The organism is Acidovorax sp. GW821-FHT10A04, from assembly GCF_059415825.1.
In genome coordinates, this window is sequence record NZ_JBWKNZ010000002.1 from 109,673 (window position 1) to 134,925 (window position 25,253).

Sequence of the window (25,253 nt, forward strand, 5' to 3'; positions counted from 1 at the left end):
AGCCGCCCTGCGGGTAACGCAGCGAATAACCCTGCACTGGCCAAAACCCCAAAATCACTGTAAATTCATACAGTGATTTTGCAATCCAAACTGGCCATCCTGGCCGACGCCGCCAAGTACGACGCCTCCTGCGCGTCGAGCGGTGCCGCGCCACGCGACTCCGTGGGCGGACGCGGCATGGGCTCGACCGAGGGCATGGGCATCTGCCACAGCTATGCACCCGATGGGCGCTGCATCTCGCTGCTCAAGATCCTGCTCACCAATTTCTGCCAGTACGACTGCCTGTACTGCGTGAACCGGGTCAGCAGCAACGTGCCGCGCGCCCGTTTCACGGTGCAGGAGGTGGTGGCCCTCACGCTGGACTTCTACCGGCGCAACTGCATCGAGGGGCTGTTCCTGTCCAGCGGCATCATCCAGAGCCCCGACTACACCATGGAGCAGGTGGTGGAGGTGGCGCGCGTGCTGCGCGAGGAGCACGACTTCCGTGGCTACATCCATTTGAAGACCATCCCCGATGCCTCGCCCGAGCTCATGGAGCGCGCGGGCCGCCATGCGGACCGGCTGAGCATCAACGTGGAGCTGCCCACGCCCGAAGGGCTCACGGCCCTGGCGCCGCAGAAGGACGGTGCAGCCATCGCACGCTCGATGGCGCGCATGGCGGTGCACATCGAGGACGCGCGGCAGGCGCGCAAGGAGCAGGCGGCCGCCAAGGTGGTGTCCATGCCCGCCTCGGCGCGCGCCCGCCGGGCCCCGGCGCCACACTTCGCGCCGGGCGGCCAGAGCACGCAGATGATCGTGGGCGCCGACGCCACCGACGACCGCACCATCCTGGCCACCAGCGCCGGGCTCTACGGCGTGCACCGGTTGCGGCGCGTGTACTACTCGGCCTTCAGCCCCATCCCCGATGCGGCGCGCGCGCTGCCGCTGATCGCGCCGCCCACCGTGCGCGAGCACCGCCTGTACCAGGCCGACTGGTTGATGCGCTTTTACGGTTTCGCACACGGCGAGATCGTGCCCGCCGGCCAGGACGGCATGCTGGCGCTGGACATGGACCCCAAGCTCGCCTGGGCGATTGCGCACCGCGAGCGCTTCCCCGTGAACCTGAACACCGCCCCGCGCGAGCTGATGCTGCGCGTGCCCGGCTTCGGCGTGCAGACCGTGGACCGCCTGCTGGCCGCGCGCCGTGTGCGCCGCCTGCGGCATGCCGACCTGGCGCGGCTGCGCGTGCCGCTCAAGAAGGTGCTGCCCTTCGTGGAGGCGGCCGACTACCGGCCGGGCCGCACGCTGGATGCAGCCGACCTGGCGGCCCGCATGGCCCCGCCTCCCGCGCAGCGCGAGCTGTTCGACTGAGAAGCAGCCCCATGGGCCGGCACACCGTCACCCTTGCGCATGCCACCGACTGGGCAGGCTTTCGCCAGGCCGCACGCACTTTGGTGCAGGCGGGTGCGCTGCCGCAAGAGGTGGAGTGGTCCACTGCGCAAGACGCCCCGCAGGATCTGTTCTCCGCCCCCGCGGCACCAGGCCTGCCTCTGGATCCGCTGCCACGCCCGGCAAGCGGCCCGGGACCGCGCGTCCCCGAGGATTTTCTGCGCCTGTGCGAACGCCTGGTGCTGCACCGCAACCCGGCGCGCTTTGCACTCATGTACCGGCTGCTGTGGCGCCTGGCGCGCGAGCGCGGGCTGCGCCACGACCCGCTCGACGCGGACCGCCTGCAGGCCCACCACATGGTGCGCGCCGTGGCGCGCGACATGCACAAGATGCACGCCTTCGTGCGCTTTCGCCCGGTGACCGACGGCGAGGGCCGGACCGTGCAGGTGGCCTGGTTCGAGCCCGACCACTTCATCACCGAGGCCAATGCCGGCTTCTTCGTGCGGCGCTTCACGCAGATGCACTGGGCCATCCTCACACCCGATGCCAGCGTGCGCTGGGACGGCAAGGCGCTGCAGGTCGGCCCCGGCGGCCAGCGCAGCGATGCGCCGCCGGCCGATGCGGGCGAGGCCCTGTGGCTCACCTACTACCGCCACATCTTCAACCCCACCCGCCTGAAGACGAACATGATGCGCAAGGAGATGCCGCAGCGCTACTGGCACAACCTGCCTGAAGCCACCCTGATCACCGAGCTGACCCGGGGCGCCCACGAGCGCAGCGCGCGCATGGTGGAGGCCGAGGCCACCACGCCGCGCAAGGCCATCGCGCCGCTCATCCCGTCGCACGCGCACGCATCGCGCTGAACTGCGGCGCGGGCTCGGCCGCCGTCCAGCGCCAGGGCAGGGCATTCGCGCGCCAGATGCCGCCCAGCACCTGCAGCCGCAGCACGCGCTGCGCGCCGGGCCAGCGCGCACGCGAAGCCTCGTCCCAGAGCAGCTCGGCGCGGGCGGCCACATGCAGCAGGCCGCCGTCGTCATAGTCCACCCACAGCAGCCCGGCCTGCGGGTGCAACGCGAGGTTGCCCAGGGTGTTGAAGAACAGGTTGCCGGGGTAGTCGGGCAGGCTGAGCACCAGGCCCTCGGCCGTGTACTCGGCATGCACGAAACCCGCCTCGCCACCGCGGTGCGATACGTCCACGCCTTCATTGCGCCGTGCTCCCGGGCGCGCCGCCGAGGCGCTGGCGATGAACATCGTGTCGCTGCGTGCGATCAGTCCCAGCGCGGCAGTATCGAGCCCCGGGCCCAGCACCTGGGCCGGCGCAGGTGGCGTGACCACCGCGCGCAATCCGGGCGCGCGCGCCTGGATGTACTTGGGGCAGTTGCCGAAGCTCTGCACCACGCCCACTTCCAGCCCGTGGGCAGCGAAGGCCGCCACGCGCCCGTTCATGCGATTGCGCCGGCGCGTGTGCGGCTCCAGGCCGAGCACGCCCACCGGCGCACCGGGTGCCAGCCGGGCCAGCACCGGGTCAGCGGCATCGGGCGCCACGGCCAGGTGCATGGACCCGGCGTCGGGCGTCTGCACGAAGCCCGGCGGCCCGGCCACCATGGTCGCCCATGGCTGGCCCTGGTCGTCGAGCGCGCCCAGCAGCAGCGTGGGCAGTTTTTCGAACAGTTCGCGGTGCTGGTCGGGCATGTGGTCGCGCAGCACCACGGGGCCGACCGCGGCCATGCGCTCGCGCACGCCCACGCGCTCCTGCAGCGCCTGCTCGCCCACGTGGAAGGCTGCGGCGGCCCCGGCGCTCATGCCGGCACCACGGCGTCAGGGGCTGGCAGGCGGTCGGCCAGCGGCACATAGCCCGGCAGGGCCTCGACCCGTGCGACCCAGGCGGCGATGCGCGGGTAGCTGTCCAGCGAGAGCCCGCCGATCGGCGCCTGCGAGGTGTAGCTCACCATGGCGATGTCGGCCAGCGTGGGGCGGGCACCGCCTAGCAGCCAGTCACGCCCTTCGAGTGCGGGCTCCATGAAGTCGAACAGCCGGCGGCCGATGGCGAGCGCCGCCTCGGTCGGTTCGCGGCCGATGATGGCGGCGAAGCGTGCGCTCGATGCCCCGGGCGCGAGCATGCCGGCGGCCAGGCTGAACCAGCGCTGCAGGCCGGCCTGGCCCACCGGGTCCTGCGGCATCCAGTGGCTGCCGGGCGCATAGCGCTGCACCAGGTAGACCAGGATGCCGTTGCTGTCGGACAGCACCAGCTCGCCGTCGACCAGCACCGGGATCTGGCCCAGCGGGTTGCGTGCCAGGTGGGCGGCCTGCCGGTGCTCGCCGGCGATCACGTCCACATGGACCAGCTGGTGGGGCAGGCCGAGCATGGACAGCATGAGCTCGACCCGGTGGCTGTGGCCCGAGATGGGCATGCGGTAGAGCGTGAGGGGTGCGGAGAGTGCCATGGTCGGAGGTCCTTGTCGGAGGGGAAGTACACAGAGGTCTCCACGATATCCATTGCCAAATCTGCCGTGAATAGCCATAGTGCGGCAATCAAAATTGCGGATTTCGCAACAATGGACCATTTGGAGACCCTGCGCTGCTTCATCGCCGTGGCCGATGCCGGAGGCTTTGCTGCGGCGGCGCGGCGCCTGGGCGTGTCAGCCACCGCCGTCACGCGCGCCATTGCGACGCTGGAGGCACGCCTGTCGGTGCTGCTGTTCCAGCGCAGCACGCGCACCGTGCGCCTGACCGAGGCGGGCGAGCGCTTCCTGGCCGATTGCCGGCCCCTCCTCACCGACCTGCAGGAGGCCGAGCAGGCCGCCCGCGGCGCACAGGCCGATCCCCAAGGCCTGCTGGCCATCACCGCGCCGCACATGTTCGGCATGCGGCATGTGGCGCCCATCGTGCAGGACTTCCTGCACGCCCAGCCCCGCGTGCAGGTGCGCACCCTGTTCGTGAACCGGCTGGTGCACCTGCTCGAAGAGGGCATGGACGTGGCGGTGCGCATCGCCCACCTGCCGGACTCGGGCCTCACCGCCGTGCAGGTGGGCACATTGCGCCGGCTGGTGGTGGCCTCGCCCGCCTACCTGGCGCAGCATGGCGAACCCCGCCACCCCGCTGACCTGGTGGCGCACCGCGCCATCGGCTTCTCGTTCGACAACAACAGCGTCTCGCCGTGGAAGTTCAAGGACGGCGTGGTCGGCCAACCGCATTTCAGCTGGGTCAGCAACAGCAACGAGGTGGACATCGCCGCGGCCGAGTCGGGCCTGGGCCTCACGCGCTGCCTGGCCTACCAGGCGGCGCAGGGCGTGCGCGCGGGCCGGTTGCGCGTGGTGCTGGCCGCGCACGAGCCGCCGCCGGTGCCCGTGCACATCGTCTACCCCGCGGGGCGGCGTGCGCCGGCCAAGGTGCGCGCCTTCGTGGAGTTCGCGCGCGAGCGGTTGTCAGCCGAGCCCGTGCTGCAGGGCCGTGGCCTCACCCGCAAGGCCTGAAAAGTTCTGCCGGTAGCGCGAGGGCGCCGGCAGCCGGTGCAGGCGGAAATGCCGGCGCAGCGACTCGGGCGAACCCAGGCCTGCGAGGTCCGCCACCGCATCGATGGGCATGGCCGGGTGGGTCTCGAGCAACTCCTTGGCGATGGCCACGCGCTCGCGCACCAGCCAGTCCTGCGGCGACAGGCCCGTGCTCTCTTTGAAGCGGCGCTGCAGCGTTCGCCGGCTCATCTGCGCAACCGCCGCCATGGAGTCCACCGTGTGGGCCTGGCGCGCGTTCTCGCGCAGCCAGTCGAGCAGGCGGGCGATGGTGCTCACCTCGGCAGACGGCATGGGCCGCGGCACGAACTGCGCCTGCCCGCCATCGCGGTGCGGCGACATCACGAGCCGCTGGGCGACCGTGTTCGCCACGCGCGCGCCATGGTCGCGCCGCACCAGGTGCAGCAGCATGTCGAGCCCTGCGGCGGAGCCGGCCGAGGTGATGGCCTGGCCTTCGTCCACATACAGGGCCGAGACGTCCACCGTGATGTCGGGGAACTCGTGGGCCAGGCGCTCGGCATAGCGCCAGTGCGTGGTGGCTCGCCGGCCTGCGAGCAACCCCGCATGCGCCAGCACGAACACGCCCGAGCAGATGGAGCAGATGCGCGCACCGCGCCGCCAGGCGCGCTGCAAGGCGCGCAGCAGCGCCTCGGGCGGGCGTTCGGCCGCATCGCGCCAACCGGGCACCACGATGGTGTCGGCCCGTGCCAGCATGGCCAGGCCATGCGGCGCCTGCACCTGCACACCACCCATGGCGCGCAGCGGGCCGGGCTCCACCGCGCACACCGCGTGGCGGTACCAGTCCACCTGCAGCTCGGGCCGCTCCAGCGCGAAGAGCTCGACCGCGCAGCCGAATTCGAAGGTGCACAGGCGGTCGTAGGCCAGGATCGCGACAAGGTGGGGCATGGCGCAATGTTACCGAAGATTGTCGTGGCGGCCACTGGCCGGAGAAGCACCCCATGGCGACACTGGAGGCATCTGAAACGCCATCCAAGGAGCCAGTTGCCATGACCTCTACCCCCAGCGCCGTGGGCGCCATCCCCGCCGCCCGCAGCACCGAAGCGCTGGCGCACTTCGAATCCGCCTTCGCCTTCGAGACCGATTGCTGGGACGTGCACGACGCCATGGACCGCGGCGTACAGGACTTCGTGCTGCTCGACGTGCGTAGCCACGCGCTGTACGAGGCCGGCCACGTGCCCGGCGCGGTGAGCCTGCCGCACGCCAAGATCATCGAATCGAAGATGGCCGCCTACGCGCCCGGCACGCTGTTCGTCGTCTACTGCGCGGGCCCGCACTGCAACGGCGCGCACCGTGGCGCCGTGCGGCTGGCGCGGCTGGGCCGGCCGGTGAAGCTGATGATCGGCGGCGTGACGGGCTGGATCGACGAGGGCTTTGGCCTGGACAAGGGCGCCCAGGGTGCTTGAGCCCGCCACCCTTCGCAAGGCAGGCCCGCACGACGCGCCGCAGCTGCTGGCGATGATGCGTGCGCTGGCCGTCTTCGAAGGCTATGCCGATGCCTTCCAGGTGGCGGAGCAGGACCTGCTGGAGCGCGGGCTGGCCTGTAGCTGGCAGGACCGCGAGTTCGGCTGCCTCGTCGCGCAGGCCAGCGCGGATGCGCCGCTCGCCGGCTATGCGGTGTGGGTGCTGAGCCGCTTCACCTTCGACCTGAAGCCCACGCTGGTACTCAAGGAGCTGTGGGTGCAGTCAGCCCACCGGCGCAGGGGCCTGGGCGAGCAGCTGTTCGATGCGGTGCGCACACAGGCCGCAGCCATCGGCGCCGCGCGGCTGCAGTGGCTGGTGCTGCCGGGCAATGCCGCGGCCCAGCGCATGTATGCCCGCTGCGGCGGGCGCCGCGATACGCGCTGGGAGCACTGGGAGCTGCCGCCCGAGGCGCTGCGGCGGCCGGCAGGCTGAGCCGGCGACGGCTCAGCTCAATGGTGGTGGCCGTGGTCGCCGTGCACGTGGCGGTGGGCGATTTCCTCGGCACTGGCAGCGCGCACGCTCGCCACCTTGCAAGAGAAGCGCAGGGCCTGGCCGGCCAGCGGGTGGTTGCCGTCCAGGTGCACTTCGGGGCCCTTGATCTTGACCACGTTGAAAACGGCGGGCTGGCCATCGCTGCCCACGCCCTGCAACTGGCCGCCGACCTTCACGCCCGGGGGAAACTCGGCCTTGGGAATGGTGCGCACCAGGCCTTCGTCGCGTGCGCCGAAGGCGTCTTCCACGGCCAGGTCCAGCGTGGTGCTGAAACCGGCGGTCTGGCCTTCGAGGGCGGCCTCGACCTTGGGGAAGATGTTCTCATAGCCGCCATGCAGGTAGGACAGGTTGCCCGCATCCAGGGGCTTGCCCTCGAGGGTGGTGACCTTGTAGGCGATGGTGACGGCGGAGTCTTTGGCGATGTTCATGGAGGACGCGCTTTCATGCAAGGAAAAGCAGGGGGGCGGCATGGCCGCCACCCTGCGGATCGGAATGCAGGATTGTCCACGACCCGGGCCACCCCTGCCCAAGCAGGGGTGGCGGCCTTCAGGCGGCCGCGGGCACCTCGTCCTCGGCCTGGCCCGGGTAGCGCGCAAAGCGCCGGGCCTCGGTGCCGTGCACCGGGTCGCTGTCCGGCCAGGGCCAGCCGCCGAACTGGGTGCGGCGGTAGTCCTGCATGGCCTGCATGATTTCCTGCTGCGTGTTCATCACGAAGGGGCCGTACTGCGCAACGGGTTCGCCGATGGGGCGGCCCTGCAGCACCAGGCATTCCGCCACGGTGGCACCGGTGTTGGTCAGCAGCCATTCCTGGCGGGCATCGATCTCCAGCGCGGCGTGCTCACGCACGTCTTGCGGGCCCACGCGCAGGCCATCGCCCACGAAGAAGTAGAGCATGCGGCGCGTGCCCTCGCCCTGTGCGGCGGGCATGGGCCACTGGGCGCCCGGCTCCAGGCGCAGCGTCCAGATCGCCACGTCCGAACCCGGCTGCGAGGCCCAGGACTCGGGTGGCGGTGCCAGCGGCGCGGGTGCGGCGGGCAGGGCGCCGGCCACCACCGTGGCGGTGGTCGTGCGGCCGGCCTCGTCGTGGTGCACCAGGCGCGGGATGTGCTCGTTCCAGAGCATGGTGAAGTGCGGATCCACCATCTTGTGGCGGGCGGGCAGGTTCAGCCAGATCTGGAACAGCTCCAGCGGGTTGGGCTCGGTGGCGCTGAGCAGCGGGAACATCTCGGAGTGCACGATGCCCTTGCCGGCCGTGACCCACTGCACATCGCCCCCGCCGAAGCGCGCGGCAGCACCGAGCGAGTCGGAATGGTCGATCAGCCCCTTGCGCACCAGGGTCACGGTCTCGAAGCCGCGGTGCGGATGGCCGGGAAAGCCGGGCACGGTCTCGCCGTGGTACATGCTCCAGCCATCCTTGCGGCTGAAGTCGCTGCCGATCTGGCGATCATCCACCGGCACGGCCGGGCCAAAAGCGGCGTTGCCGGCAGGGTAGGCGTCGTCGTGGTGCGCGCAGAACAGGAACGGGTCGAGCGTGGGCCACAGCGGGCCGAGCGGCTGGCTTTGCAGGATGGGCGTGGGATGGTTGTTCGACATGGGCAATGGCTCCTTCTGTTGTGCGCCGTCCGGATTGTGAACGGCCTGCACCTGCAGATGGGGCCAGGATGCGCCAGCGGAAGTGCCATCCATGGGACGGTGCGGTGCATGCCGCAGGACAATCCCCGCGTCCCATGCGTGGGCCGGCTGCGCGCCCAGGCGGGCCAGCGTGGCAGCCTCCGGTGGGAAGCGACGTGGTGGGCGATGCGGGCTCAGGAGGTCTTGCGGCGATACCTTGCTGTCATGAACTCCTTCCAGCTGCCATCGGGCTGCTGGGTGGCGGAGGTCAGCGTGCGCTCGTTGGGACCGACGATGGTGATGGTGTCGCGGTACTTCGCGGTGCCGCCATCGCCGGCGAAACTCGGGCCCTCGGTCTCGAGCGGAAGCACCTTTTCGCTGGCGTCGAGCGTGCCGCGGTAGACCCACATGTTGGTCATCATCGAGCCGATCCAGGTGCCGATGAAGGCCTTTTTCTCGGGGTCGTAGCCCAGGGTGATGAGCATGCGCGCATCGCCGCCACCGGGCATGGTGCCCGTGCCTTCGCCCAGCACCCACAGAGCGCCGAGCTGGCGCACGTGTTCGGTGCCGGTGGTGGTCATGGGCGGCTCGCCGGGCCCTGCGTCGCAGGTGGATTCGCAGGTCCAGTCGCCGAGCAGTTGCTGCAGCCAGAGGTGCTGCGCCTGGGGTTCGGGGTTCATCATGGTGGGTCTCCTTGAAGGGCAGGTGGTCTACATCGCCAGTCCGTCGTGGTGGTGCACGGGAATGGCGCCGAGGTCCACACCGTCGAGCGTGCGCAGGTTCACGGCGGCCATCTTGTGGCCCGCCGGGTGCACGCCTTCGCCGAAGGTGTGGATACCGCAGGCCGGACAGAATCGGTGCGTGATGACGTGTTTGTGGAAGGTGTAGCTGCCCAGGTCCGCCGCGGGCGTGGTCAGCCGCAACTGGCCGTGCGGCACGAACCACAGCAGCGAGCCGCGCCGGCGGCACATGGTGCAGTTGCAGGCCAGGGCGCTGTCGATGGTGCCCTCCACTTCGAACGCCACCTTGCCGCAGTGGCAGCTGCCTGTGTAGCGCAGGGGCTGGGCTCCTGGCGAGGCTGCCGCGGTCATTGGGGCACCACCACCATCCACGACACGCCGAAGCGGTCTGCCACCATGCCGAAGGCGGGCGAGAAGAAAGTCTTGCCCAAGGGCATCTGCACCTGGCCGCCCGCGGCCAGCGCGTCGAACAGGCGCTTGGCCTCGGTTTCGGTCTCGGGCGCCAGCGACAGCGAGATGCCCTGGAAGCTAGGCTTGCCCGAGCCCATGCCGTCGGACGCCATGACCTGGGTGTCGCCCACATTGAACGAGGCGTGCATGACCATCTCGGGCTGGGGGCCTGCGCCCGCAGCGCCGTCGGCCGAACAGCCGGCGCCGGCCGCTGGCTCGGGGTTGTCCTTGTAGCGCATGAGCATGGTCACCTCGGCGCCCAGGGCCGTGCGGTAGAACTCAAGCGCCTCTTCGCAGCGGCCTTCGAAGAACAGGTAGGGTTCGACTTTCATGGGGGATCTCCTTGGATGGAAAGGGGTCAAGGGCGGATGCCCATGCATTGTGGACACCGTTCACAAACAATAGCAGAGATAATGGACAGTGTCCACATTGCACTCCAGATGTCCGTAACCACCCGCAACAGCGTCCCCACAGACCCCCCGGCCGCCCGCAGCACCTACCGCCATGGCGACCTGCGCCGCGCCCTGCTCGACGCCGGCATCGAACTGGCGCGCCAGGGTGGGCCCGATGCCGTGGTGCTGCGCGAGGCCACGCGCCGCGCGGGCGTGGCGCCCAATGCGGCCTACCGCCATTTCGCCAACCGGCAGGACCTGCTGGCGGCCGTGCGCGCCGCCGCCGTGGCCGCCGTGGCCCAGGCCATGGAGGCCGAGATGGCCGGCGTGCCCACCGGCGGCACGCCCACCGAGCAGGCCCATGCCCGGGTGCGCGCCGTGGGTGCCGGCTACATGCGCTTCGCGCACGCCGAGACAGGGCTGTTCCGCACTGCGTTCGGCGGGCAGTTCAGCGTGGAGCAGGACCCCGACCCCGCCATGGGTGGCCTGACGGGCCTGAACCCGTTTGAGCACCTGTCGGCTGCGCTCGACGACCTGGTGAAAGCCGGCGCACTGCCGGCCGAGCGCCGCCCGGGCGCCGAGTACCTGGCCTGGTCCACCGTGCACGGCATGGCCTTGCTGAGCATCGACGGGCCGCTGCGCGGCACGCCGGGCGACATGCAACAGCTGCTGGGCCAGCGGCTGCTGGACATGGTCGAGCGGGGGCTTTAGCCCAGCTTGTAGAGCCGGGCTGTCGCCTGGACGCGCTCTATCAGCGCCCGCCGCAACGCCGCCGGGCGCAGCACCTCCACTTCGGGCGACTGGCGCATCAACTGGCCGCAGGCGTGCGCGACCGACTCGATGGGGATGGTGAGCGCCACCCGGCCGTCCTTGCGGCGCGAACGCGGGGCCGCTGCCACTGCCCGCGCCACGGCGCTGCTCAGTGCGGCGAGGCCCTTGAGCCCCGCCGGTGTGGCCAGCAGGTCTGCCTCGCCGGTGTAGAGACTGGATTCGAAGCGGCGGATGGACTCGCCCCAGTACCGGGGCAGATCGAAGCGCGCCGGGCGCCGCACGGGAGTGCCCAGTGCCGTGGCCGCGCGGATGTTGGCGACGCGGTAGGTGCGCGGGCCGCTGTCGGCGGGCACCTTGTCCACCTGCTGCGCCACCAGGTACCAGACGCCCGCCTTGAGCACCAGCCCCAGTGGGGCCACGGCACGCTCCACCGTGTCGGCCCAGCTTTCGTAGCGCAGGGCCAGCTGTTCGCCGCTCCAAACGGCGGCGGCCACGGTGGCCAGGTGGGGCGTGGGCGCGCTCTCGCGGTACCAGTCCACCGGGTCGAGGTGCAGGCGGTCGCTCACGCGCCGGGCATCCTCGCGCCACGGGGCCGGCAGCGCGGCCAGCAGCTTCAGGCGCGCGCCCTCCACGTCACCGCCCAGGCCCAGGTCACCGGCCGGGCCGGGCAGCCCGCTCAGGAACACGGCCTGCGCCTCGGACGGGGTGAGGCCGGTGAGCGTGGTCTTCCACCCCGGCAGCAGGGCAAAGCCGCCGCTGCGACCGCGTTCGGCATAGACCGGCACACCCGCGGCGGTGAGCTGGTCCACATCGCGGTACAGCGTGCGCACCGAGATCTCCAGCGCCTCGGCAAGCGCCTGCGCACTCATGCGCCCGCGGGTTTCGAGCAGCATCTGGATGGACAACAGGCGGCTGGCGCGCATGGGGACTCGGAAGAAAAGGGACCGGCATGCAGTATGCCGCGAATACCTGCCATGCCTTGGCAGGTATTGCGCCCCAGACTGCAGTCTTCTCTTTCGCCTGAAACCACCAAGGAAGTCCCGCATGCCTACCACCACCCCCTCGATTGCCGACTGCTCCATCGCCGAGCTGCGCCAGTACACCCTGCACCCTGGCCAGCGCGATGTGCTCATCGACCTGTTCGACCGTGAGTTCCTCGAAACCCAGGAGCGCGAAGGCATGCGCGTGATCGGCCAGTTCCGCGACCTCGACCAGCCGGACCTGTTCGTCTGGCTGCGCGGCTTTGCCGACATGGCGGCGCGCCAGCAGGCACTCGAAGCCTTCTACGGCGGCCCGGTGTGGGCTGCGCACCGCGATGCGGCCAATGCCACCATGGTCGATTCGGACAACGTGCTGCTGCTGCACCCGGCCTGGCCCGGAGCAGCCGATGGCCTGCCCGCGAACCGCGCCGCTGCGGGTGCCGGCAGCATGGCCCCGGGCCTCCTCGATGCCACGGTGTTCTACCTCCAGGAGCCTGCAACGCCCGACCTGTTGGCGTACTGCCGCGAGCGCATGGACCCCGCGTTGCGCGCGGGTGGCGCACGCCATACCGCCTGGTACGCCAGCGAGACGAGCCCCAACAGCTTTCCCCGCCTGCCGGTGCGCGAAGGCGAGCACGTGCTGCTGGGCCTGGCGCTGTTCGGCGATGCGGCGGCGTTCGATGCCTTTGCGCAGGGCGGGGCCTGGCAGCGCGATGTGGCGCCCGGCCTGGCCCCCTGGCTGGCCCGCGCACCCGAGGCCCACCGGCTGCAGCCCACGGCGCGCTCGGCCCTGCACGCATGACGCACGCCCATCCCGGAGACACCCCATGCCGATCACCCCACCCACTGGCGATGCCCACGACTTCGACTTTCTGATGGGCCCCTGGCGCATCCGCAACACCCGCCTCGTGCAACGGCTTGCGGGCTGCACCGACTGGGAAACCTTCGACGCCACCGGCACGGCACGGCCGCTGTCCGGCGGCATCGGCAACTGCGATGACTTCATCCCCGAGGCCTGGAATGCAGGCTACGTGGGCATGGCGCTGCGCCTGTTCAATCCCCAGGCGCAGCGCTGGAGCATCTACTGGCTGGACAACGTGACGGGCGGGCTGGACACGGCCACGGGCCAACTGCTGCCACCGGTGAGCGGCGGTTTCGCGGGCACGGACCAAGGCGTCTTCTTCGGCCAGGAAGTGTTCGAGGGCCAGCCCGTCCAGGTGCGGTTCGAGTGGGCCAGGAACCTCGCCACCGGCATGCCGCGCTGGGAGCAGGCCTTCTCGGACAATGGCGGGCAGACCTGGGAGACCAACTGGGTCATGGAGTTCTCGCGCCCTGTACAGGCAGACTAACGCGCGTTCGCCATCACCTCGGCCAGCCAGTCCACGAACACGCGCACGCGCGGCGAGAGCTGGCGGCTGTGCGGGTAGAGCACGGTCACCGGCAGGGGCGCGGGGCGGCAATCGGCCAGAACCTCGACCAGGCTGCCGTCGGCCAGCTGCGGCTCCAGGTGGTAGCGCGGCACTTGGATGATCCCCAGCCCCGCCGTACAGCAGGCTACATAGGCAAACGCATCGGTGACCGACACCGCGCCCTTGAGCTGCACGCTGCGCGGCACGCCGTCGACCATGAGGTCCAGGGGCATGGGCTTGCCCGTGCGTGACGACAGGTAGTTCACCGCGCGGTGGCCACGCAAGTCGTCCACGCTGCGGGGCACGCCATGGCGTGCCAGGTATTCGCGGCTGGCGCAGGTCACCTGCGCGAGCTGCGCCACGCGCCGGCCGACCATGCTGGAATCGGCCGGCTCGCCGCCGCGCATCACGCAGTCCACGCGCTCGCGCACCAGGTCCACCAGGCGGTCGCCCATGCCCAGCTCCAGCTCCACGCCGGGATAGCGTGCAAAGAACTCGCCGATGCGCGGCAGCACGAAATACCGTGCCAGGGTACCCTGCAGATCCACGCGCAGCTTACCCTTGGGCTGCTGACCGGCGGTGGCGAAGGCCGCCTCGGTCTCGTCGAGGTCGGCCAGCAGCTGCTGGCAGCGCCCGTAGTAGGCCTCTCCGTCCTGCGTCGGCGCCACATGGCGCGTGGTACGGTGCAGCAGGCGCGCACCCAGGCGCTTTTCCAGCTGCTGCACGGCCAGGGTCACCGTGGCGCGGGGCAGTTGCAGGTCTTCCGCGGCCTGCGTGAAGCTGCCCAGTTCCACGATGCGGGTGAACAGGCGCATGGCGTCGAATCGGTCCATGGGGAGCAGGGCTTGGTTGTTGGTATTTTTTGAACAGTCATGGCATTTATTGGGCCTTTATCAAACCCAGCGCCAACAGAACAATACACCCATCACCACCGTTCAGGAGTTTTCATGGCCACCAACGACCCATCCACCCACCGCCCCGTCGCCATCGTCACCGGGTCCTCGCGCGGCATCGGCGCCGCGATTGCCCAGCGCCTGGGGCGCGATGGCTTCAGCGTGGTGGTCAACTACGCCGGCAGTGCGGCCGAGGCCGAAGTGGTGGCGCAGTCCATCACTGCGGCAGGCGGCCAGGCCATCGCCGTGCAGGCCGACGTGGCCGATGCCACCGCCGTGGCTCGCCTGTTCGACCAGGCCACCGAGGCCTTCGGCCGCGTGGACGTGCTGGTGAACAACGCGGGCGTGATGCCCCCGCACACGCCACACCTGGCCGATACAGACGATGCCACCTTCGACCGGCTGATCGCCATCAACCTCAGGGGCAGCTTCAACACCCTGCGCGAGGCCGCGCGCCGGCTCGAGCCGGGCGGGCGCATCGTGAACTTCTCCACCAGCGTGGTCGGCACCGCGATGCCCGGCTACGCGGTGTACGCCGCCACCAAGAGCGCGGTGGAAACCATGACGCTGATCCTGGCCAAGGAACTGCGTGGCAAGAACATCACCGTGAACGCCGTAGCCCCCGGCCCCACGGCCACGGCCCTGTTCCTGGACGGCAAGACGCCCGAACTCGTCGAGCGCCTGGCGCAGATGAACCCGCTGGGCCGCCTGGGCACGCCGGACGACATCGCGGGCACCGTGTCCTTCCTGGTCGGGCCCGATGGCGCCTGGATCAACGGGCAAACCCTGCGCGCCAACGGCGGCATGGTCTGACCCACCGCTGGCGCATTCTCACGCCGCAGCCTGCTGTGGGAAGTCCGTGGAGGCTGCCAGCTCGCGCCAGGCGGCCGTTTCCTTTTCCACAAAGGCGTGCTTCTCGGCAATGGCCTGCAGCGTGTCGGTGCCCAGCGGCAGGCGCAGCGGCGGCGTGGGGCTGGCTACCAGCTGCATCATGGCCTGGGCCAGGCGCACGGGGTCGCCGGGCTGGTTCAGGTTGATGCGGCGGGCGGCTTCGCGGATCACGCCGGCGCTGGGGGCGTAGTCCTCCAGCACCAGCGGGGAGACCGCGAGCGAGGCCGTGTCGAGGAACTCCGTGCGAAAGTAACCGGGCTCCACCACCGTGGCGTGGATGCCCAGCGGCGCCAGTTCGGCGTGCAGCGCCTCGGTGATGCCTTCCACCGCGAACTTGGTCGAGCAGTACACGCCAAAGCCCGCGGCAGAACGCACCCCGCCCAGCGACGAGATGTTGATGACATGGCCGGTACGGCGCGCACGCATGGCGGGCAGCACGGCGCGCGTCACGTTCAGCAGGCCGAACACATTGGTTTCGTAGAGGCTGCGCACCTCGTCGGCGGTGGCCTCCTCCACCGCGCCCAGCAACCCGTAGCCGGCGTTGTTGACCAGCACGTCGATGCGGCCGAAGCGATCGAGCGCTGCACCCACGGCATGGCGGGCCTGGGCCTCGTCGGTCACGTCCAGGGCCAAGGGCAGCAGCGCATCGCTGGCGCCCAGGCGGCGCGTGATCGATTCGGTATTGCGCGAGGTGGCCACCACGGCATCGCCCTGGGCCAGCGCGGCCTCGGCAATGCGGGCACCGATGCCGCGCGAGGCACCGGTGATCAACCAGATGCGGGGGAAGGAAGGGGAAGAAGCATGGGCAGTCATGGCAGAAGTCCTTGGAAGGGTTGAATTTCGGGGTTCTGGCAGACGCGGTGCGTTGCCATGGGGGTGAACTTTAGGCACACCATTGCCATCGCACTAGCCCATAATCGCTGACTTCATTGGCAATAAATTCTTGCCAATCTCCGGAGCTTGTCATGGCCATGAACGAATTGCGCGCGATTTCCACCTTTGCCAAGGCGGCCGAGCTGGGCAGCCTGCGCCAGGCAGCCTCGGCCCAGGGCATCACGCCGCAGGCGGCCAGCCTGGCGCTGGGGCAGCTCGAATCGCACCTGGGCGTGCGGTTGTTCCACCGCACCACGCGCAGCCTGAGCCTGACCGAGGAGGGGCGCCAGTTCCTCGACGCCGCGCAGCCCGGGCTGGCCACGCTGCAGCGCGCCGTGCACGGCGCGCGGCGCGGGCGCGAGGAGATCGCCGGGCCGCTGCGCATCACCGCGCCGCGCTCCATGATGCTGGAGGTGATCTGGCCCGTGGTCGACGAATTCGTGCGCCGCTACCCGCAGGTGGAGCCCGACGTGCAGCTCGAGGACCGCATCGGCAACTGGGTCGAGGACCGGGTGGACGTGGGCTTCCGCTCGGGCTATCCGCCCGAGGGCGGAGTCATCGCGCGCCGCCTGCTGTGGCTGCAGCTGGTGGTGTGCGCCACGCCGGACTACCTGGCGCGCCACGGCACGCCCACGCGCATCGAAGACCTGGCGCAGCACCGCTGCAGCGGCTTTCGCCACCCGACCACGGGCAAGCCCATGCCCTGGGAATTCCAGGTGGGCGAGGACATCGTGGCCCACGCCATTCCGCCGGCCTTCTGCACCAACGACATCGAACTGGAGGCGCGCGCCGTGCTGGGCGGCCATGCCATCGGCCAGCTCGTGGGCGTGACGGCCGCGCCCCTGGTGCGCAGCGGCCAGCTGGTGCCGGTGCTGACCGGCTTTGTCCCCCGGCACCTGGGCCTGTACGTGTACTACGGCAGCCGCGCGGCCCAGCCGGCGCGCGTGCGCGCCTTCATCGACCTGGCCGTGGAGATGCTGGCGGACAACCCGTTGTTCAGCCTGGGCGCCCAGGAACTGGCGGGCGCGGCGCCCAAGCCCCGCAGGCGCCGGCAAACCCCCGCTTGAAGCCGGTTTGTACACCGTTCTTTCGCTGCGGGAAGGGGCAATTGTTCACGGTTTGGCCAACAGTCCGTTTGAGAAAACGGTATTTATCGTTTCCGCCTTCCACAATACATTCGATCCACTCCCCCTCCCGCACGAACCGGACGCCACCACCATGCCCACCTTTGCCGCCACGGTCCAGACGCATATCAAGGCCTCGCCCGCCCAGGCGTTCCAGTTCATCGCGCCCGTCGACCCGACCACGCTGTTCACCGGCTACGGCCCCCTGCCGGCGGTGACCGGCACCAGCGACCAGACGGGCCCCTGGGACGCCCCGGGGCAAACGCGCACGGTGGCCATGTCCGATGGCAGCAGCGTGCAGGAGGGGCTCAAGCACTACCGCCCGGCCCAGTACTTCGCCTACACCGTGAGCGGCTTCACCGGCGTGCTGCGCTGGCTGGCCACGGGGGCCGACGGCGCCTGGTGGTTCGACCCAGAGGCCAATGGCACGCAGACCACGGTGCGCTGGCGCCATGCCTTCCATGCGCGCTCGAAGTGGGCGGCGCCGGTGCTCTGGCTGCTGGCCAGCGTGCTGTGGCGCGGCTACATGCGCAAGGCGCTGCGCCTGGCCAAGGCACAGATCGAAATGGCGCCGCGCGCCCCCGCAGGAGCGCTGTCGGCCTGAACTGCCTAGGGCCTGTTCGCACCCATTTCGGGGATCGCGTTGCCCGTCGTTGCGCTCCTTGCGTGTGCAAGGGCACTAGCAGCGTCGCGCGCCTGGATTGGCACGCCGGCAAGGGCCTTCGAGACCCCGAAATGGGTGCGAACAGGCCCTAATTGCGCGTGGCCTCGAAGAAGGGCTTGCCCTGGATGGCCGAGGGGCTGACGGTGAAGGTCTTCACGGGCGCCATGGGTTTGATTTCGCCTTCCGGCAAGGGACGCGAGACGCCGGGCTTGAGCGCAGGATTGATGCAGCCATTGCGCACCGCCTTGAGGACCTCGGGGTTCAGGGGGCGGCGCTGGCCCAGGCGGCTGCCGGACAGGAACAGCACTTGGCCCTTGAGTTCGGCCCGCTGGTCCATGAGAGGCATGGCCTGCAGTTCATCGAAGCCCACGTGCACGGAGTTGCCGCCTTCCAATCGGTACTGTACAACCTTCACGGCCGATGGCTTGCCGGGGCTCTCTTCCACCACTTCGCCCAGGTAAAAGTAGCGCACCGACGCTGCGGGCAGGGCGGGCAGCTTGTAGCTTTCCGACCAGTTGTTGTTGCCTTCGTTGAACAGCGGGCGCAGGGTGGTCGGTGCAGTGTCGTCTGCCGACACGGCGAATGCCGGTGCACGGGCATTGGACAACGTATGGCCATGGAAGTCGAACTCCACCATGGCCCCCAGTGCTTCCACCTTGCGGGCAAATGCGGGAAACAGCGTCTGCGCCTGCCGCACCTGCTGCAGCCGGATACCCGTGCCCTCGGCCTTCCAGCGGCCTGCGGCCACCATGTCCAGCGCACCGCCGGTGAAGGCGAAGCAATAGGTGTTGTCGTCCAGCAGCGCGAGCTGGGCCACGGTGTCCACCGAGCCCCCGCGGTACTCGCCCACATAGCCGGACTCGGCCGGGGTGACGGCACCGGCGGTGAAGGCGGCCCACAGGGTGGCCAAGGCCACCGCAGTGGTGCGGGCATTGCGCAGGAAGTGGGGGGTGTGGTGCACGGCAGGGTCCCGGGTGGAATGGTGGGCCACTATAAGGCCCTGGACTCCTCGAACCCGCGGTAGCGCGCCAGGCCCTCGACCAGGAAGTCCACGGCCGCGCGCACCGAGGGCAGTTGCCCGCGCCGGTGCGAGATCAGCAAGGTGGTGGTCATGCTCGCGCCATAGCGGAAATCTGCCAGCAGCCGCACCAGGCGGCCGGCCTCGATATCGGGCTGGCACAGGCCGCGCGGCAGGCAGCCGATGCCCACGCCCGCCAGGGCCGCCCGCAGCAAGGTCCAGGGCTCGTCGGCAAAGAAGCGCGGCACCGGCCGCACGCCGATGGCCTCGCCATCGCGCAGAAAAGTCCACACCTGGGCCGATGGCGCGGGCGACAGCAGCAGGGCGTCGTGCGCAGCCAGATCACGCGGGTGCACCGGTGCACCACCGTGCGCCGCCAGGTAGCCCGGCGAGGCCACGGCGTAGAACGGCTCGTGGCCCACGCGCCGCTGCACCAGGTCCGAATCGGGCAGCGGGGCGGAGTGGTCGCGCACCCCGATGTCGAAGCCCTCCTGCACCAGGTCCACGAAGCGATCGGTGGCGTGCAGCATCACCTGCAGCCGGGGATGCCGCGCCGCCAGCGCGGGCAGCAGCTCGGCCAGCACCAGCTGGGCCGTGGTGACCGAGGCCGTGAGGCGCACGATGCCCGCCGGCTCGGCCTGCAGGCCACGCACCACGCTCTCGGCCGCCTCGGCCTCGACCAGCATCGCGGCGGCATGGCGGTAGAAGGCCTGGCCGGTGTCGCTCACCACGAACACCCGCGAACTGCGCTGTATCAGGCGCACGCCCAGCGTGGCCTCGAGCTGCGCCACGCGCTTGCTCAGCGTGGACTTGGGCACCTCCAGCGCCCGCGCGGCAGCAGCAAACCCGCCATGGTCCACCACGCGCACAAACCACTGCAGGTCATTGAGATTGAGCATGCAGGCATCCTCGCAGCCCAAGGGGGCGTTCATCGTTCACAAAAGGAGACGATGAGTCTACTTTCACCCGACTACCCAAGCAAAGGCCACATCCGTATCTTTGGTGCTTGTTCCCACAACCCAAGGATCTGCAAATGACACCGACCCTTTTCTATGGCGTACCCCAGGGCTGCTCGCTGGCCAGCACCATCGCGCTCGAATGGCTGGGAGCGCCGTACGCGCTCTCGCGCATCGAGATGCTCGAACACCCCTGGCCCGCGGCTTTCGCGCACATCAACCCGCAGAACCTGACGCCCGCCTATGTGACGGCCGAGGGCGGCACGCTCACCGAGAGCGTGGCCATCCTGCAGCACCTGGCGGCGCGCAACGGCCACCAACTCGGCTACCCGCAGGGCAGCCCGGAGTACGACCGGCTCAACCAGGCGCTGGCCTACCTGGCCACGGATTTCTTCGCGGCCTTCGCGCCACTGTGGGCCGCCTACGAAATGGCCACCGACCCGCCGCGCCAGGACGTGCTGCGCGATCTCGGCCGCCCCCAGGTGGCCAAGGGCTGCGCCCACCTGGACCATCTGCTCGCCGGGCGCGAGTGGATCGACGGCGGGAGCAAGAAGACCGTGGCCGACGCCTACCTGGTGGCCGTAGCACGCTGGGCCGAGTACCACGGTGTGCTGCAGGTCGCAGCCTACCCGCACCTGGCGGCCCACCTGGCGAAGCTGCGCGCCGACCCCGCCGTGGTGTTCGCCGATGCCATCGAGCGGCAGCAACCCGCCACCAGCAGCGGCGGATTTCTGGGCCACGTCACGCTGGCCGATGTGGTGGCGCAGATAAGCGTCTGATCTCAGGTGGGCCAACGCGCCACATGGGCGCGTGACCTACAGCACTGGCGCGACCCAGGCCAGTGCCCCCGCGCAAGGGCCGCCCCGCCGCGCTGGGGGCGTCCCCCTCAGGGGGATGGCGCGAAGCGACTCAGGGGGAGCCTGTTTCAGGCTGCGAACCCGCCATCAATCAGCAGGCTGGCACCCGTGACCATGCCCGACTCGGGCCCGGCCAGGTAGGCCACCATGCCGGCGATCTCGGCTGGGTCGGCGTGGCGGTCCAGCGCCATCAGGCCGTGCATGTCCTTGGCCATGGGCCCGTCGGCAGGGTTCATGTCGGTGTTGACCGGGCCGGGCTGCACGTTGTTGACCGTGATGCCGCGCGGACCCAGGTCGCGTGCCAGGCCCTTGGTGAGCCCCACGATGGCGGCCTTGCTCATGCCGTAGACGCTGAAGCCGGCCCAGGGCAGGCGCTCGGAATTGGTGCTGCCGATGGTGATCACGCGGCCGTAGGCACCGCCCTGGCCCATGTGGCGCACGGCGGCCTGGGTGGCGACGAACACACCGCGCACGTTGATCGCCAGCGTGCGGTCCAGGTCTTCGAGCGGAACGCTGCCGACCTCGCCCATGATGGCGACGCCGGCGTTGTTGACCAGGATGTCCAGGCGGCCCAGATCGCGCGCGGCACCGTCGATGGCGGCCGTGATGGCCTGGGCATCGGCGCTGTCGGCGCGCAGCGCCAGCGCGCGGCCGCCGGCGGCCTCGATCTCGGCGGCCAGCGCCTTGGCCGGTGCGTCGTTGCTGGTGTAGGTGAAGGCCACGGCAGCGCCATCGCGCGCCAGGCGGCGCACGATGGCGGCACCGATGCCGCGCGAGCCGCCGGTGACAAAGGCGGCCTTGCCGGCCAGGACGGCGGTGGTGGCAACAGGGGAGGAAGAAGCAGAGGAAGCGACAGACATGGTGGACTCCGGTAGGTGGACCAGTGAATGCACTGGCAACACCTGCAGTGTCGGCAAACCATTGCATTGCTGGTAGCCATGAATGGGATGTACCTGTTTCAACTTCCAGTTGAAAATAGCAGGCATGCAGCCCCTCAGCCATCTCGAATCCTTCGTGAAGTCCGCCGAATCCGGCAGCTTCTCGGCCGCCGCCCGGCTCATGGGCCTGACGCCTGCCGCCGTGAGCAAGAACGTGGCGCGGCTTGAGCAGAGCCTCTCCGTGCGCCTGTTCCAGCGCAGCACGCGGCGCCTGGTGCTGACCGAGGGGGGCCAGCGCCTGCTGCAGCAGATCAGCACGCCGCTGGCCACGCTGGCCGACGCCGTGCAGCATGCGGCCGAGGCCGATCGCCAGCCTGCAGGCACGCTCAAGGTCAGCATGGGCCAGGCCTTCGGCCGTGCCTACCTGGTGCCGCTGCTGGGCGAGTTCCTCGCGCGCTACCCGGCCATCCAGCCCGACTGGCGCTTCGAGAACCGGCAGGTGGACCTGGTCGGCGAGGGCTTCGACGCAGGCATCGGCGGCGGGCTCAACCTCAACCCCGGCATGGTGGCGCGCACGCTGGGCACGATCCACATCGTGGCCGTGGCATCGCGCGCCCAGTTGCAGGGCCGCAAGCCGCCGCGCCACCCGTCGGACCTGGCGCAATGGGACGGCATTGCGCGCCGCTCGATCCAGACGGGCCGCATCCACGTCACCACGCTGCGCAACAAGGCCGGTGATGCGGCAGCCGCCGAGCTGCGCCCGCGCATTGTCTTCGACGACCCCGAGGCCATGTGCCAGGCCGCCCTGATGGGCCTGGGCGTGGCCTTGCTGCCCATGCCGTTCGCCCAGCCCTGGCTGGCCAGCGGCGACCTGGTGCGGCTGCTGCCGGGCTGGTGGTCGGACGCGGGACCGACCTCGCTGTACTACCCGGACAAGAAGCTGCTTCCCGCGCGCACGCGGGTCTTCGTGGACTTCATCATCGAGCAGTTCGGCCAGCGTGGCTTTGCGCAGCGGGTGCGCGGGGATTGATGTCCGCGCAACCCACCGAACAAGGCCATTGAGCGCTGGGAGCCATCGACTTGCTTCACGGAGCCGGTTTGTTCACGAAGGCAATGGACAGGCCCTTGGCGGTCACGGTGATGGCCCCGGGCTGCATGCCCAGGCCGTCGAGCACGGCGAGATCCTGCGGCCGCAGCCGGTGCAGCACCACCTCGCGCAGCGATTGCTCGGCCAGGGCGGGGCCGTAACCATTGAGCAGCGCCACCACCTCGGGCCGCAGGCTCGGGAAATCCAGCCGCCCCACACGCAATTGGTGGGCGCGCAGGCTGCGGTCGCCGGGCTCGTAGCGCAGGGCGAATTCCACCTCCAGCGTGCCACTGTGGCGGCGCCTGAGCGCAGGGCCGGCGGCGCTCAGCGCGAAGGCCGCAGCCAGGCGGTTGCTTTCGGGCAGCAGCGACAGGCCCGGGGCCTGCACGTCCACATCCACCAGGCCCGCCATGGGATAGCGCAGCGGAAAGCGCAGCGCCACGGCCTCCTGCAGTTGCTCCGCGGAGACGGTGTAGGCCGGCTGGGCCCGGGCGTTGCGGATGGCCGCCAGCACGAGGCCGCCCAAGGCCAGACGGCGCCCCCCGGCAGCAAGGAAGATTCGGCGATGCATTCAGTGGCTCCTTGGTGTGGCGGGTGGCCATTGGCAATAATGTCCGGATGAAGCCCGCAGCGCCCACCCACCAATGCCAGGTCTTCGGCTCGCCCTGGGAAGGGGTGTACGCTACGCACATCGAAAGTTCCCGCCACTATGGCAGGCATTGGCATGCAGTCTATGGCCTGGGGCTTCTCGACGATGGCGCGCAGAGTTCGGCCAGCGGGCGCGGCCCGGTGGATGCCTATGCGGGCGACCTGATCACCACCAACCCCGGCGAAGTGCACGACGGCCAGCCGCTGGGCGGCCCTTCGCGCCGCTGGCGCATGGTGTACCTGGAACCCTCGGTGGTGCATGCCATGGCGGGCGACCTGGCCACGGCATCGCCCCACGGTGTGGCCCTGGCCCGCCCGGTGATCCAGGGCGACGCGACACTCCGCGAGGCCCTGCACCAGTTGCTGCAGCGGCTCGCGCACTGGAGCGCGACACCACAGGCCGCGGCCAGCCTGACCGCGCTTGCCTGTGAAGAAGCGCTGGTACAGACCTGCGCCCTGCTGCTGGGCCGCCATGCCAATGCGCCGCGCGCACATGGGCTGGGCGCGGATGCCTCGGCCGAGGTGCGCCAGGTGCGCGACCAGCTGGCCGATGCGCCACTGGCGCCCCCCACGCTCACGCAGTTGGCCGCGATGGCCGGCCTGGGCAAGTACCAGTTGCTGCGCCGCTTCACCCAGGCCTACGGCCTGCCACCCCACGCCTGGCTGCTGCAGCAGCGTGCCGAGCGCGCCCGCAGCCTGGTGCAGCGCGGCACCAGCCTGGCTGAGGCGGCGGCAGACTGCGGCTTTGCTGACCAGAGCCACATGACGCGCATCTTCGCGCGGCAGTTCGGCTTTACACCCGGTGCCTGGCAGAAGGCCGCCGCAGGCTGGCAGCGCCGGCCACTGCCGCAATAACGTTCAAGACCCATCGCGCCCAGGAATCCACACTGCCTGCCATGTTCATATACAGGCAAGGCGGTACGCGATGGGGATGTCGGAATCATGGAAGGGCCCGCTGCTGTGCAGCCTGGCCATGGTGCTCGTGGGCAGCACGGTGGTGGTCAGCAAGCCCATCGCGCAGGACATCGAGCCTTTTGCGGCCACCGTGCTGCGCCATGCCCTGGCCCTGCCGGTGTTCCTTGTGCTCATGCGCTGGAGTGGCCAGCAGTTGCCGCGCGTGGGGCGGCGCGACGCGCTGCTGCTCACCGTGCAGGCGGCGGCGGGCAGCGTGGGCTACTCGGTGCTGCTGATCCTGGGTGTGGCGCTCGCCAGCGCCGCGGATGCCGGCATCGTGGCCGGCACGCTGCCAGCGGCCGCCGCGCTGTTCTCGGCGCTGCTGCTGGGCGAGCGGCCGGGCCACAGGCTGGTGCTGTCCATTGCGCTGGCCACCGCCGGGGTGATGGCCGTGGCCATGGCGCCCGATGGCGCAGCGCAGGGAGGCGCCAGCACCCGGCTGGCGGGCATTGCCCTGGTGCTGGCCGCCGTGGCCTGCGAGGCGGTGTTCATTCTGGCCAACAAGCGCTTGTCGCAGCCCATCCCGGCCCTGGCGTTGTCCACACTGATGTCGGGGGGCGGACTCCTGCTGTCGGTCCTGCCGGCGTGGCTGGTGGCGCAGGCATCGCCCTCCTCCTTCACAGCAGCGGCTCTGGCCGGGGTGTTGTACTACGCCTGGGTGCCCACGGTGGGCGGCTTTCTGCTCTGGTACGCGGGCAGTGCCCGCACCAGCGGTGTGCGCGCATCCCTGGCCACAGTATGGCTGCCGGTGTCAGCCCTGCTGCTGTCGGTGGTGTTCCTGGGGGAATCCATCCGCAGCTGGCAGTGGCTGGGCCTGGGCTGCGTGGTGGCGGCCCTGCTGCTGGCTTCGCTGCCCCCTGCGCAGGTGCCCGGGGATTGACGAAGCGCGCTCAGCGCCCTACGACGGACCAGCCTGCATGCAGGTTGGTCTTGTCGTTCTCGTACTCCCAGGCGGTGCCGCAGCGGTCGCACTGGTAGCGGGTGAAGGTCACCTGGCCGTGCTCGCGGTCTTCCTTGCGGTTGCTGCGCTGCACCAGCTCGGCATGGCCTGGGGCGCGGCGCCAGTTGCGCTGGATGCCCTTGCAGGACTCGCACAGCTCCATGGGTTTGAGTTCGGTCTGCCGTTCGTGTTGTTTGGTCATGGGAAAGGCCTTGCCGTTCTGGGATGGTGGGGTCGTGTCGAAGGGGCGCCTGTGCAGGGCCACC

General features: G+C 70.1%; 31 protein-coding genes. 15 read left to right on the forward strand and 16 right to left on the reverse strand.

Translation table 11 applies throughout. The features are described 5' to 3' along the window. The first annotated feature begins 72 nt into the window (after window positions 1–72). Window positions 73–1,350, forward strand: coding sequence for a putative DNA modification/repair radical SAM protein (locus tag AC07PF_RS04925; RefSeq protein WP_494611059.1), 1,278 nt, complete (start codon window positions 73–75; stop codon window positions 1,348–1,350). 11 nt (window positions 1,351–1,361) lie between these two features. Beyond that, window positions 1,362–2,231 (forward strand): TIGR03915 family putative DNA repair protein, encoded by an 870-nt coding sequence (locus AC07PF_RS04930; protein ID WP_494611060.1) that lies wholly within the window; start codon window positions 1,362–1,364, stop codon window positions 2,229–2,231. Here AC07PF_RS04930 and AC07PF_RS04935 read toward each other — a convergent pair. Together AC07PF_RS04935 and AC07PF_RS04940 are read right to left on the reverse strand one after the other, a co-directional pair. Then, window positions 2,200–3,171: a flavin-nucleotide-binding protein gene (locus AC07PF_RS04935; RefSeq protein WP_494611061.1), complete on the reverse strand. Its 972-nt coding sequence runs from the start codon at window positions 3,169–3,171 to the stop codon at window positions 2,200–2,202. The genes AC07PF_RS04930 and AC07PF_RS04935 overlap by 32 nt on opposite strands. Then, the gene (locus AC07PF_RS04940) at window positions 3,168–3,812 is read right to left on the reverse strand and encodes a glutathione S-transferase family protein (RefSeq protein ID WP_494611062.1); all 645 of its coding nucleotides are present in this window, start codon (window positions 3,810–3,812) and stop codon (window positions 3,168–3,170) included. Before AC07PF_RS04940 ends, AC07PF_RS04935 begins: the two co-directional genes overlap by 4 nt. A gap of 111 nt (window positions 3,813–3,923) precedes the next feature. On the opposite strand from AC07PF_RS04940, the gene AC07PF_RS04945 reads away from it, so the two are divergent. Then, a complete protein-coding gene (locus tag AC07PF_RS04945; protein WP_494611063.1) occupies window positions 3,924–4,841 on the forward strand; it encodes a LysR family transcriptional regulator in 918 nt (305 codons plus the stop codon). Here the strand turns inward: AC07PF_RS04945 and ftrA are convergent. Continuing rightward, window positions 4,794–5,783: a transcriptional regulator FtrA gene (gene ftrA, locus AC07PF_RS04950; protein WP_145693819.1), complete on the reverse strand. Its 990-nt coding sequence runs from the start codon at window positions 5,781–5,783 to the stop codon at window positions 4,794–4,796. The genes AC07PF_RS04945 and ftrA overlap by 48 nt on opposite strands. 101 nt (window positions 5,784–5,884) lie before the next feature. Between ftrA and AC07PF_RS04955 the strand changes: the two genes are divergently transcribed. Continuing rightward, on the forward strand, window positions 5,885–6,301 hold the full coding sequence (locus AC07PF_RS04955) for a rhodanese-like domain-containing protein (protein WP_494603976.1): 417 nt from the start codon (window positions 5,885–5,887) through the stop codon (window positions 6,299–6,301). Beyond that, the gene (locus AC07PF_RS04960) at window positions 6,294–6,791 is read left to right on the forward strand and encodes a GNAT family N-acetyltransferase (protein ID WP_494611064.1); all 498 of its coding nucleotides are present in this window, start codon (window positions 6,294–6,296) and stop codon (window positions 6,789–6,791) included. The genes AC07PF_RS04955 and AC07PF_RS04960 overlap by 8 nt, the downstream gene beginning before the upstream one ends. A gap of 17 nt (window positions 6,792–6,808) precedes the next feature. Here AC07PF_RS04960 and AC07PF_RS04965 read toward each other — a convergent pair whose 3' ends face one another. The 5 genes from AC07PF_RS04965 to AC07PF_RS04985 form a co-directional block, all read right to left on the reverse strand. Then, the gene (locus AC07PF_RS04965) at window positions 6,809–7,279 is read right to left on the reverse strand and encodes an FKBP-type peptidyl-prolyl cis-trans isomerase (RefSeq protein WP_035202240.1); all 471 of its coding nucleotides are present in this window, start codon (window positions 7,277–7,279) and stop codon (window positions 6,809–6,811) included. Between the two features lie 118 nt (window positions 7,280–7,397). Continuing rightward, window positions 7,398–8,444, reverse strand: a complete 1,047-nt coding sequence (locus tag AC07PF_RS04970; protein ID WP_007849857.1) for a pirin family protein — start codon at window positions 8,442–8,444, stop codon at window positions 7,398–7,400. Between the two features lie 212 nt (window positions 8,445–8,656). Further along, a complete protein-coding gene (locus tag AC07PF_RS04975; RefSeq protein ID WP_494611065.1) occupies window positions 8,657–9,145 on the reverse strand; it encodes a DUF1579 domain-containing protein in 489 nt (162 codons plus the stop codon). A gap of 27 nt (window positions 9,146–9,172) precedes the next feature. Continuing rightward, on the reverse strand, window positions 9,173–9,520 hold the full coding sequence (locus AC07PF_RS04980; protein ID WP_494611398.1) for a GFA family protein: 348 nt from the start codon (window positions 9,518–9,520) through the stop codon (window positions 9,173–9,175). A 29-nt stretch (window positions 9,521–9,549) separates the two neighbouring features. Further along, complete coding sequence (locus AC07PF_RS04985) at window positions 9,550–9,984, reverse strand: VOC family protein (RefSeq protein ID WP_494611066.1); 435 nt, start codon at window positions 9,982–9,984, stop codon at window positions 9,550–9,552. Window positions 9,985–10,092: 108 nt separating this feature from the next. Here AC07PF_RS04985 and AC07PF_RS04990 point away from each other — a divergent pair, with 108 nt between their 5' ends. Continuing rightward, window positions 10,093–10,755 carry a TetR/AcrR family transcriptional regulator gene (locus AC07PF_RS04990; RefSeq protein WP_494611067.1) on the forward strand — a complete coding sequence of 221 codons (663 nt, stop codon included), beginning with the start codon at window positions 10,093–10,095 and terminating at the stop codon, window positions 10,753–10,755. Here the strand turns inward: AC07PF_RS04990 and AC07PF_RS04995 are convergent. Beyond that, entirely contained in the window at window positions 10,752–11,738 is a 987-nt protein-coding gene (locus AC07PF_RS04995) for a helix-turn-helix transcriptional regulator (RefSeq protein WP_494611068.1), read from the reverse strand. The genes AC07PF_RS04990 and AC07PF_RS04995 overlap by 4 nt on opposite strands. Before the next feature lie 121 nt (window positions 11,739–11,859). On the opposite strand from AC07PF_RS04995, the gene AC07PF_RS05000 reads away from it, so the two are divergent. Further along, window positions 11,860–12,597, forward strand: a complete 738-nt coding sequence (locus AC07PF_RS05000) for an NIPSNAP family protein (RefSeq protein WP_494611069.1) — start codon at window positions 11,860–11,862, stop codon at window positions 12,595–12,597. A 25-nt stretch (window positions 12,598–12,622) separates the two neighbouring features. Next, window positions 12,623–13,144 carry a hypothetical protein gene (locus AC07PF_RS05005; protein ID WP_494611070.1) on the forward strand — a complete coding sequence of 174 codons (522 nt, stop codon included), beginning with the start codon at window positions 12,623–12,625 and terminating at the stop codon, window positions 13,142–13,144. Here AC07PF_RS05005 and AC07PF_RS05010 read toward each other — a convergent pair. Continuing rightward, window positions 13,141–14,037 (reverse strand): LysR family transcriptional regulator, encoded by an 897-nt coding sequence (locus AC07PF_RS05010; RefSeq protein WP_494611071.1) that lies wholly within the window; start codon window positions 14,035–14,037, stop codon window positions 13,141–13,143. The two genes, AC07PF_RS05005 and AC07PF_RS05010, sit on opposite strands and share 4 nt — an antisense overlap. A gap of 114 nt (window positions 14,038–14,151) precedes the next feature. On the opposite strand from AC07PF_RS05010, the gene AC07PF_RS05015 reads away from it, so the two are divergent. Next, the gene (locus AC07PF_RS05015) at window positions 14,152–14,910 is read left to right on the forward strand and encodes an SDR family oxidoreductase (RefSeq protein ID WP_494611072.1); all 759 of its coding nucleotides are present in this window, start codon (window positions 14,152–14,154) and stop codon (window positions 14,908–14,910) included. 18 nt (window positions 14,911–14,928) lie between these two features. Here the strand turns inward: AC07PF_RS05015 and AC07PF_RS05020 are convergent, their stop codons facing one another. Continuing rightward, window positions 14,929–15,801: an oxidoreductase gene (locus AC07PF_RS05020; protein ID WP_494603955.1), complete on the reverse strand. Its 873-nt coding sequence runs from the start codon at window positions 15,799–15,801 to the stop codon at window positions 14,929–14,931. 152 nt (window positions 15,802–15,953) lie between these two features. On the opposite strand from AC07PF_RS05020, the gene AC07PF_RS05025 reads away from it, so the two are divergent. After that, the gene (locus AC07PF_RS05025; RefSeq protein WP_494611073.1) at window positions 15,954–16,928 is read left to right on the forward strand and encodes a LysR family transcriptional regulator; all 975 of its coding nucleotides are present in this window, start codon (window positions 15,954–15,956) and stop codon (window positions 16,926–16,928) included. A 151-nt stretch (window positions 16,929–17,079) separates the two neighbouring features. Beyond that, complete coding sequence (locus AC07PF_RS05030; RefSeq protein ID WP_007849825.1) at window positions 17,080–17,589, forward strand: SRPBCC family protein; 510 nt, start codon at window positions 17,080–17,082, stop codon at window positions 17,587–17,589. 148 nt (window positions 17,590–17,737) lie between these two features. On the opposite strand, the gene AC07PF_RS05035 is transcribed toward AC07PF_RS05030, so the two are convergent. Beyond that, window positions 17,738–18,610, reverse strand: a complete 873-nt coding sequence (locus tag AC07PF_RS05035; protein WP_494611074.1) for a hypothetical protein — start codon at window positions 18,608–18,610, stop codon at window positions 17,738–17,740. 29 nt (window positions 18,611–18,639) lie between these two features. Continuing rightward, window positions 18,640–19,599, reverse strand: a complete 960-nt coding sequence (locus AC07PF_RS05040; RefSeq protein ID WP_494611076.1) for a LysR substrate-binding domain-containing protein — start codon at window positions 19,597–19,599, stop codon at window positions 18,640–18,642. Between the two features lie 101 nt (window positions 19,600–19,700). Here AC07PF_RS05040 and AC07PF_RS05045 point away from each other — a divergent pair, with 101 nt between their 5' ends. Further along, entirely contained in the window at window positions 19,701–20,402 is a 702-nt protein-coding gene (locus AC07PF_RS05045) for a glutathione S-transferase family protein (protein ID WP_494611077.1), read from the forward strand. Window positions 20,403–20,548: 146 nt separating this feature from the next. Here the strand turns inward: AC07PF_RS05045 and AC07PF_RS05050 are convergent, their stop codons facing one another. Next, a complete protein-coding gene (locus AC07PF_RS05050) occupies window positions 20,549–21,340 on the reverse strand; it encodes an SDR family oxidoreductase (RefSeq protein WP_007849811.1) in 792 nt (263 codons plus the stop codon). 124 nt (window positions 21,341–21,464) lie between these two features. Between AC07PF_RS05050 and AC07PF_RS05055 the strand changes: the two genes are divergently transcribed. Next, a complete protein-coding gene (locus tag AC07PF_RS05055) occupies window positions 21,465–22,388 on the forward strand; it encodes a LysR family transcriptional regulator (protein WP_007849808.1) in 924 nt (307 codons plus the stop codon). A 55-nt stretch (window positions 22,389–22,443) separates the two neighbouring features. Here the strand turns inward: AC07PF_RS05055 and AC07PF_RS05060 are convergent, their stop codons facing one another. Then, a complete protein-coding gene (locus AC07PF_RS05060; RefSeq protein ID WP_007849805.1) occupies window positions 22,444–23,016 on the reverse strand; it encodes a hypothetical protein in 573 nt (190 codons plus the stop codon). A 47-nt stretch (window positions 23,017–23,063) separates the two neighbouring features. Here AC07PF_RS05060 and AC07PF_RS05065 point away from each other — a divergent pair, with 47 nt between their 5' ends. Together AC07PF_RS05065 and AC07PF_RS05070 are read left to right on the forward strand one after the other, a co-directional pair. Next, the gene (locus tag AC07PF_RS05065; RefSeq protein ID WP_494611078.1) at window positions 23,064–23,948 is read left to right on the forward strand and encodes a helix-turn-helix transcriptional regulator; all 885 of its coding nucleotides are present in this window, start codon (window positions 23,064–23,066) and stop codon (window positions 23,946–23,948) included. Window positions 23,949–24,024: 76 nt separating this feature from the next. Further along, complete coding sequence (locus AC07PF_RS05070; RefSeq protein ID WP_035202237.1) at window positions 24,025–24,927, forward strand: DMT family transporter; 903 nt, start codon at window positions 24,025–24,027, stop codon at window positions 24,925–24,927. Window positions 24,928–24,937: 10 nt separating this feature from the next. Here the strand turns inward: AC07PF_RS05070 and AC07PF_RS05075 are convergent, their stop codons facing one another. Further along, window positions 24,938–25,189 carry a hypothetical protein gene (locus AC07PF_RS05075; protein ID WP_007849794.1) on the reverse strand — a complete coding sequence of 84 codons (252 nt, stop codon included), beginning with the start codon at window positions 25,187–25,189 and terminating at the stop codon, window positions 24,938–24,940. Window positions 25,190–25,253: the final 64 nt, after the last annotated feature.

What these genes read in the sequence shown, in the direction of transcription:
- AC07PF_RS05015 (WP_494611072.1), top strand. Translation starts at nt 14,152, where the DNA reads ATGGCCACCAACGACCCATCCACCCACCGCCCCGTCGCCATCGTCACC.
- AC07PF_RS05075 (WP_007849794.1), bottom strand. Translation starts at nt 25,189, where the DNA reads ATGACCAAACAACACGAACGGCAGACCGAACTCAAACCCATGGAGCTG.
- AC07PF_RS05055 (WP_007849808.1), top strand. Translation starts at nt 21,465, where the DNA reads ATGCAGCCCCTCAGCCATCTCGAATCCTTCGTGAAGTCCGCCGAATCC.
- AC07PF_RS04970 (WP_007849857.1), bottom strand. Translation starts at nt 8,444, where the DNA reads ATGTCGAACAACCATCCCACGCCCATCCTGCAAAGCCAGCCGCTCGGC.
- AC07PF_RS05040 (WP_494611076.1), bottom strand. Translation starts at nt 19,599, where the DNA reads ATGAACGCCCCCTTGGGCTGCGAGGATGCCTGCATGCTCAATCTCAAT.
- AC07PF_RS05030 (WP_007849825.1), top strand. Translation starts at nt 17,080, where the DNA reads ATGCCCACCTTTGCCGCCACGGTCCAGACGCATATCAAGGCCTCGCCC.
- AC07PF_RS04985 (WP_494611066.1), bottom strand. Translation starts at nt 9,984, where the DNA reads ATGAAAGTCGAACCCTACCTGTTCTTCGAAGGCCGCTGCGAAGAGGCG.
- AC07PF_RS04975 (WP_494611065.1), bottom strand. Translation starts at nt 9,145, where the DNA reads ATGATGAACCCCGAACCCCAGGCGCAGCACCTCTGGCTGCAGCAACTG.
- AC07PF_RS05045 (WP_494611077.1), top strand. Translation starts at nt 19,701, where the DNA reads ATGACACCGACCCTTTTCTATGGCGTACCCCAGGGCTGCTCGCTGGCC.
- AC07PF_RS04955 (WP_494603976.1), top strand. Translation starts at nt 5,885, where the DNA reads ATGACCTCTACCCCCAGCGCCGTGGGCGCCATCCCCGCCGCCCGCAGC.
- AC07PF_RS04930 (WP_494611060.1), top strand. Translation starts at nt 1,362, where the DNA reads ATGGGCCGGCACACCGTCACCCTTGCGCATGCCACCGACTGGGCAGGC.
- AC07PF_RS04990 (WP_494611067.1), top strand. Translation starts at nt 10,093, where the DNA reads ATGTCCGTAACCACCCGCAACAGCGTCCCCACAGACCCCCCGGCCGCC.
- AC07PF_RS05070 (WP_035202237.1), top strand. Translation starts at nt 24,025, where the DNA reads ATGTCGGAATCATGGAAGGGCCCGCTGCTGTGCAGCCTGGCCATGGTG.
- AC07PF_RS04995 (WP_494611068.1), bottom strand. Translation starts at nt 11,738, where the DNA reads ATGCGCGCCAGCCGCCTGTTGTCCATCCAGATGCTGCTCGAAACCCGC.
- AC07PF_RS05065 (WP_494611078.1), top strand. Translation starts at nt 23,064, where the DNA reads ATGAAGCCCGCAGCGCCCACCCACCAATGCCAGGTCTTCGGCTCGCCC.
- AC07PF_RS04940 (WP_494611062.1), bottom strand. Translation starts at nt 3,812, where the DNA reads ATGGCACTCTCCGCACCCCTCACGCTCTACCGCATGCCCATCTCGGGC.
- AC07PF_RS04945 (WP_494611063.1), top strand. Translation starts at nt 3,924, where the DNA reads ATGGACCATTTGGAGACCCTGCGCTGCTTCATCGCCGTGGCCGATGCC.
- AC07PF_RS05020 (WP_494603955.1), bottom strand. Translation starts at nt 15,801, where the DNA reads ATGACTGCCCATGCTTCTTCCCCTTCCTTCCCCCGCATCTGGTTGATC.
- AC07PF_RS05025 (WP_494611073.1), top strand. Translation starts at nt 15,954, where the DNA reads ATGGCCATGAACGAATTGCGCGCGATTTCCACCTTTGCCAAGGCGGCC.
- AC07PF_RS05050 (WP_007849811.1), bottom strand. Translation starts at nt 21,340, where the DNA reads ATGTCTGTCGCTTCCTCTGCTTCTTCCTCCCCTGTTGCCACCACCGCC.
- AC07PF_RS04935 (WP_494611061.1), bottom strand. Translation starts at nt 3,171, where the DNA reads ATGAGCGCCGGGGCCGCCGCAGCCTTCCACGTGGGCGAGCAGGCGCTG.
- AC07PF_RS05005 (WP_494611070.1), top strand. Translation starts at nt 12,623, where the DNA reads ATGCCGATCACCCCACCCACTGGCGATGCCCACGACTTCGACTTTCTG.
- AC07PF_RS05000 (WP_494611069.1), top strand. Translation starts at nt 11,860, where the DNA reads ATGCCTACCACCACCCCCTCGATTGCCGACTGCTCCATCGCCGAGCTG.
- AC07PF_RS05010 (WP_494611071.1), bottom strand. Translation starts at nt 14,037, where the DNA reads ATGGACCGATTCGACGCCATGCGCCTGTTCACCCGCATCGTGGAACTG.
- AC07PF_RS05060 (WP_007849805.1), bottom strand. Translation starts at nt 23,016, where the DNA reads ATGCATCGCCGAATCTTCCTTGCTGCCGGGGGGCGCCGTCTGGCCTTG.
- AC07PF_RS04965 (WP_035202240.1), bottom strand. Translation starts at nt 7,279, where the DNA reads ATGAACATCGCCAAAGACTCCGCCGTCACCATCGCCTACAAGGTCACC.
- ftrA (WP_145693819.1), bottom strand. Translation starts at nt 5,783, where the DNA reads ATGCCCCACCTTGTCGCGATCCTGGCCTACGACCGCCTGTGCACCTTC.